The following is a 7068-nucleotide window of genomic DNA, read 5'->3' on the forward strand; positions in this document are numbered from 1 at the left end:
TATAAATAACGGAAACACAAGAGTCAAATAAGGGCAGGTGTAAAAGTGAAAGGGTTAGTTAATTTTGTCCTGAAAAATAAACTCGCTGTATGGTTATTAACAATCATCATTACAGTATCGGGTATTTATTCAGGTACACGTATGAAAATGGAATCAATACCTGATATCTCTATTCCATACTTAATCGTTATGGGTGTATATCCGGGTGCTACTCCAGAGCAAGTGATGAATGAAGTATCCATACCGATGGAAAAAGCCGTTGAGAGTCTTGAAGATGTAAAAGCAGTCTATTCAAACTCTTCATCAAACGTCTCTCAAGTTCAAATAGAATATGAATATGGCGTGGATATGGATGAGAAAAAACGCCAATTAGAATCTGCTTTAGATAATGTCAAATTACCAGATGTTGTAGAAGAACCTACAATCATGGCAATTAGTATGAATATGATGCCAGTTGTTGCATTATCAGTAAGTAGTTCTGAAGAAGATATTGTTGAGTTAACATCAACAGTTGAAGATGTTTTATTACCAAAAATCCAAAAAATCGATGGGGTTGCTTCGGCTACAATTACAGGACAACACATCGAAGAAGTAAATTTCACTTATGACGAAGCAAAAATGGCTGCACTTGGCTTAACTGAAGACACAGTAAAGCAAATGGTTCAAGCAAGTGATATGGCACTTTCTCTTGGTCTTTATGAATTTGTAGACGGCGAAGAAGCTGTTGCAATTGATGGTAAATTTAAAACCGTTGATGATTTAAAAGAAATGCTGATACCTGTAACACCATCTGCTGAAAATCCAGTTCCTTTTGTTAAACTAAGTGATATTGCTAAGATTGAAACTGTAGGTAAAGTTCAATCTGTTTCACGTACGAATGGTGAAGATGCAATCTCCATCCAAATCGTAAAAGGGCAAGAAGCAAATACTGTAACAGTAGTAAATGCAGTGAAAGATTTAATGGAAGAAGAAGAAAAAGCAATTGATGGTTTAAATGTCGATATAACTCTTGACCAAGGTGAACCGATTGAAGAATCTGTCTTCTCAATGGTTGAAAAAGCTGTATTTGGTGGTTTAATTGCCGTATTAATTATCCTACTATTCCTACGTGACTTTAAATCAACTATTATTTCCATCATCTCAATACCAGTGTCTATCTTTATGGCAATGTTATTATTAAATTGGATGGATATAACGTTAAATATCATGACGCTTGGGGCGATTACTGTAGCAATTGGTCGTGTAATTGACGACTCGATTGTTGTTGTAGAAAATATTTATCGCCGTATGCACTTAAAAGAAGAAAAACTTCGTGGTCGTTCATTAATCCGTGAAGCAACAATTGAAATGTTCAAACCAATCTTAGCTTCAACAATCGTAACTGTAGCTGTTTTCGCACCACTTATGTTTGTTGGTGGCATGGTTGGAGAATTGTTCATGCCATTCGCATTAACAATGACATTTGCATTAGGTGCTTCATTACTAGTAGCGATTACAATCGTTCCTGCTCTTTCTCACTTCTTATTCCGTAAAAAACTATACGGAGAGAAAACAGAAAAGAGCCATAAAGAAGTAGGCAAACTTGCATTATGGTATAAAGGTGTATTAGAAAAAGCGTTAAATCATAAAATCATTACGTCTCTAATCGCTATTATTTTATTAGCTGGCTCCCTTGCTCTGACTCCATTAATTGGATTTAGCTTCATGGGATCATCTGAAGAAAAGGTAATGTATTTAACTTACACGCCTGCAGCAGGAGAATTAAAAGAAGAAACGTTAGCTAATATTGAAACTGTTGAAAAAGAGTTAATGAAACATAAAGATATTGACATTATTCAATTATCTGTAACGGATTCAGAAAATGCAGATCCAGCCGCAATGATGATGGGTGGTGGCGGAGGCGGTGCATTAATGTACCTAATCTTTGACCCAGATATGAAAGACTTCCCAGCAGCACGCGAGGAAGTAGAGGAATATGTATTTAACATTGGCCAATCAGGTGAATGGAAATCACAAAACTTCACATCGATGTCGATGTCATCAAATGAAATTAGCTACACTCTTTACAGTGAAGATTTAGACGACTTAATGAAAGCCGTTGATCAAGTAGAAGATGCTCTAGTCGGTGTGAAAAACTTAGAAGATATTACAAGCGATGCTGAAGATCCATACGTAGAAAATGTCTTTAAAGTAGATCAAAAACATGTCCTACAATATGGCTTAACAACTGGTCAAATTGTGATGGCTCTATCTGATAAAGGAAGTAAAGAAGTATTAACAACTGTTGAGTCAGATGGAAAAGATATTGATGTAATTATTCAACGAAAAGCAAAAGCGACACCAAAAACATTAGAAGAATTGCTAGATATCGAAATTCAAACAGGTATTGGTACAACGATGCCATTATCTGAACTTGTTACTTTAGAAAAAGGTACAACGCTTAATACACTTAACCGTTCCAAAGGTGAATACTATGCAACGGTTTCTGGTACTGTTGTTGGGGATGATATTTCTGTAGCTTCACAAGCAGCAGATAAGAAAATTGACAAACTTGACTTACCTAAAGGTGTAACAACAGGAGTTGCAGGTGTTGCAGCAGATATGGCTGAAACATTTACACAACTTGGAGTAGCAATGATTGCAGCAATTGGTATTGTTTACTTTGTATTAGTTGTAACATTTGGTGAAGGATTAGCACCATTCTCAATTTTATTCTCATTACCATTTACGGTAATCGGAGCATTCGTTGGACTGTTTATTACAGGACATACAATCTCTGTTCAAGTAATGATGGGGCTATTAATGTTAATTGGTATTGTTGTAACAAACGCAATTGTATTAGTAGACCGAATCATACACATGGAACGTGACGGACTGTCAATGCGTGAAGCCATCTTAGAAGCCGGTGCTACACGTTTACGACCAATCCTAATGACAGCCATTGCCACAATGGGTGCGATGATACCAATGGCAATTGGATTCGGCGGCGGTGGCGGACTAATGTCAAAAGACTTAGCAATCACAGTAATCGGTGGTCTTCTAAGTTCTACATTACTAACACTAGTCGTAGTACCAATCGTTTACGAAATCCTATCAAAAATGCTCAAGAAAAACCGTAAAGAAGTAGAAGAGGATTAGAAATGCGAAGCGCGTTCGTTCAGCCGTGACGGAAACTGGAGGCTTCTGACAAGTGTGCTTGCACACGCAGAAGGAAGGCGAAGTTTCCGAACGGCTAACGCGCGGAGCTGGACATAGAAAAGCGGAGAACGCTCGCTCAGTTCTCTTCCAAATCTAACTTAAAAAGGTGTCTCACTCAATGATGGTGAGACACCTTTTTCTATTCAATGAGCATCAATTCTACAAAGATTAACGCCCTACTCTACTCTCTTAACATCTTACATACTTTCGTTTGAAACCTATTTTACCTCTATCAATTTCCTTTTGAATATTTTCGTAAGCATTTAGGAAACTATTTTTCTTTTTATCCCGTTTAATTTCCACGATACCAATTTCTTTTGCTGTCTCGATTGCTTTTTCATGCAATGGTACATAGGAAACCCCAACTGTATATACAAAATTATTCATTGAAGCTTTTGTTCTCTCTGGAGATTGATGAATTGCATTTTTCACCCTATCCAACATATTCGCAATTTTCTCTTCAGAGAATTCACGGTCTTTACGGTTTCCTAAGAGCCAACAATAACAACTCCAGCCAGCCGACATTTTCAACTCATCTCCGCTCTCAATCCACTTATCGGCAACGTCTTGTGCAATGTCTGATTCTGCTAATGTAACTGCAACTACATAATCAGATAGCATATAAAAATATGCTCCTTCAATCCATCGTTCATAATCTGACTCTTTCATTGCTTTTGGATCAGCAATAACCCCTGCAAAATACATTGCATCATAGTTACCTGTAGCATAGAGCTCTTCCGCTAAAGGTTGATTAATTTTTATTTTCTTTGCCATCGGTTTCATTGCTCCTGTAGCTACACCAAAAACTGGCTCATGAGCACCATTGGAAATGTACATCTTTTTCATCCGTTCTTTACCTAAAGCTTCAAGCTCACGCATTACTGTTTCGAAATCCAAGTTATTGCCCCTCTCTTTCAAAGATATTATTTATGATTAAATATTAACATTTAACTTGGCGATAAAAAAACGCCGAGAATCTTTAGTTCCCGGCGAGTAAATATTTTATTATTTTTGAATAAACATTTGTGTCCAGTAGTTACCATTTGATACGTAACCAACACCAATATGAGTATAGTTTTTGTTTAAGATGTTTGCTCTATGACCCGAACTATTCATCCATGCATTTACAACTTCAGCTGCAGTACGTTGACCTTGTGCAATATTTTCCCCTGCAGAACGATAGCTAATTCCATAGTTTTTTAACATTGTAAATGGTGATCCATATGTAGGGCTAGTATGGTCAAAGTATTTTTTAGTAGCCATATCTTGAGATTTATGTTCTGCAACTCGAGCTAACTCCCAATCATTTTTTAATGCTGGAAGTCCAACTTTCGCTCTCTCAACATTTACTAAACGAACCACTTCTGCTTCAACAGCTTGGCCTTCTTGGTCTGGTACATTAATTTTTTGACCTGGATAAATTAAATTTGGATTTGCTAGTTGTGGATTTACATTAATTAATTCTTGAACGCCTGTTTGAGTTTTTACTGCGATTTTCCAAAGAGTATCTCCTGAAGTAACTGTATATGTTGAATTTGCTGCTAGTGCAGTTGCTGGAATTAATAAGGATGCTCCAAGTATAGTAGCCATAACACCTTTTTTTAATTTCTTAAACATTGTATGTATCGATCCTTCCTGTTTCTTGTTATACCTCTATATTAAAATAGTTTTCTAACACCTATAAACCCGCAATTTTTGGTTGCATTATTACGAAACTATTACATTTATTAACTATTAAACTAAAAATCCAAAAACAGTAAGGCTTCAACAAATGAAATAATTGTTATAAAAGTAATAATGTTTAATTTGGTAATTTCTTCTGAGTCTATCTATTCTTTAATACAGACGCCATGAAGGGGAAATTTGATAATAATCTAGCAATCTATAAAAGGAAAAAAATAATAATAATATAAATATTTCTGAATTATATTAATAGTTTCCTTAACTACAATAATGATAGAATATTAATAGAAAGGAGATGGTTAATATATGAAAAAGCAATGGAAGTTTATTTGTTTGCTTTTAACTGCACTATTACTAATTATCCCATCAATTGCTAGTGCCTCAACTTTATCGGATAAAGTTGAAAATGTACCTACTAACAAAGAATGGAAGATTACATTTAACTATCCTGTCGACCAATCTACTATCAATAAGGACACCCTTTATGTAACAAATAGCCAAAACGTAAAACAAGAAGTTACGTATTCTTTTGACGGAAAAATTGTAACGGTTCACCCTCCAAGTAACGGCTATAAACTTGGCCAATCTTATACATTACATATTACAAAAGCAGTTTCTGGTATTGTGAATGACCAGAAAAAGTCTTTGAATCAAGCAATTGCAAAACCATTTACTATTACAGAAGGCTATTCAGTTGTGACCATACAAGCTGATGGTACTTCTTCAAAGATCGCAAACTACAAAACTTTTGAAGAAGCAAATAGAAACCTAAAGGCTAATCAAGGGATTATGAAAAACGGTGAATATTTGAAAATTCCTAGTGGCATTGTTTCTACTAATGTTTTGACAGTTTATTATGGGGATACAGCATTCAAAAAAGATTACGGTGGAATTGCTGCAAATAATGAGTTAGCTTATGTAGACTCAACTGAAGACTATGTGAAAGTCAATGTAGCTGGGCAAGAAATGTATGTGAAGCATAAAGATGTAAAACTTATACCTGCGCCAAATGTGAAATCCTATTATACAGCTAATAACACAGGATTATATCATTACGTGTATCGCCCAAATACAAGGAAATATGACGGTGCTTATTTAATTGGTAAAAAACCAAACTTCATGACAAATGGCGAGAAGTATTATAGTGTAGATGGAATTAACTTTTATGACACATCTGGAAATTTTGTAGGTAAAAGCTATTCCTACTTCCAATACGTGTCTCCACGTGTTTCTACTAGCTATACTGCAGCTCAACTAGATCGATATATTGCTAGTGTACTTCAAGAAAGACAAAGTACAGGTCAATCGAAATATGCTAACGCAACAACGAAAAGCCAACTTATTGGACTTGGTACTAAATTAAAAGCACTTGAAAAAGAAAAGCGCTTAAATGCATTATTTATTCTTTCGCTTGCAATACATGAAAGCGACTATGGGATGAGTTGTCATGCTCAATACTATAACAACTTATTTGGTTTAAATGTGCCTGACCATAACGATTCATGTTCATCAGTAGTAGACAAAGATTCTCCGAAATATTTCACTTCTATTGATAAAAATATTAATGATTTTATCAATAGCATAAATTCAACATACTTTAATCCCCTTAAAATGGGTGATTATCAATATAACGGGGTTGCTTTAGGGAATAAAATGATCGGTATGAATGTACGTTATGCAACAGATCCTTATTGGGGATCTAAAACAGCAGGCCATATGTATCGAATTGATCAAGCACTTGGCGGTAAAGATTATAAAAAATATCAAGTTGGAATTACAACTACAGAACAAGTTAGTGTTCGAACTGAACCAATTGTTATCAATACACCTCCAACAAACCGCGCATATCAGTATTTAGTTTATGGTTCGATTAAACGCTTAGATAAAATGCCGATTACATTGTCTAATACCCCTTCAGAAGATCCAAAGTGGTATCGTGTAATTTCAGAAATACCAACTAGTGATGCTGATTTATATACAGTAGTGGAAAATGTAGAAATTGTCCCTACTCATTAATTTAAAGGTCGTTCCAATCTTTGGGACGGCTTTTTTTATATGTTATGATGGGGTAGTGTCAAAACTTCTATGAAAAACTGAAAATCACAAGCGTTCAGGGCGGAAAGTACTCTCCGCACGAGGTGACAATCGCTCTTGACAAACATTCCGAAAAGGTTGCGCCTTGTTTTT

The 7068-nt window shown here is 35.5% G+C and carries 4 protein-coding genes; 2 read left to right on the plus strand and 2 right to left on the minus strand.

Translation table 11 applies throughout. The annotated features are described in order from the left end of the window. Window positions 1-45 precede the first annotated feature (45 nt). Complete coding sequence (locus tag D8M03_RS13095) at window positions 46-3138, plus strand: efflux RND transporter permease subunit (RefSeq protein WP_121215277.1); 3093 nt, start codon at window positions 46-48, stop codon at window positions 3136-3138. A gap of 249 nt (window positions 3139-3387) precedes the next feature. Here the strand turns inward: D8M03_RS13095 and D8M03_RS13100 are convergent, their stop codons facing one another. Together D8M03_RS13100 and safA are read right to left on the minus strand one after the other, a co-directional pair. Further along, window positions 3388-4095: a DNA alkylation repair protein gene (locus D8M03_RS13100; RefSeq protein ID WP_121215278.1), complete on the minus strand. Its 708-nt coding sequence runs from the start codon at window positions 4093-4095 to the stop codon at window positions 3388-3390. Between the two features lie 108 nt (window positions 4096-4203). Continuing rightward, window positions 4204-4815, minus strand: coding sequence for a SafA/ExsA family spore coat assembly protein (gene safA / locus D8M03_RS13105; RefSeq protein WP_121215279.1), 612 nt, complete (start codon window positions 4813-4815; stop codon window positions 4204-4206). A gap of 372 nt (window positions 4816-5187) precedes the next feature. Between safA and D8M03_RS13110 the strand changes: the two genes are divergently transcribed. Beyond that, window positions 5188-6897, plus strand: a complete 1710-nt coding sequence (locus tag D8M03_RS13110; protein WP_121215280.1) for an N-acetylglucosaminidase — start codon at window positions 5188-5190, stop codon at window positions 6895-6897. Window positions 6898-7068 lie beyond the last annotated feature (171 nt).

Origin of the sequence: Ureibacillus endophyticus, assembly GCF_003628435.1 — a bacterium.
Taxonomy (GTDB): Bacteria; Bacillota; Bacilli; order Bacillales_A; family Planococcaceae; genus Ureibacillus; species Ureibacillus endophyticus.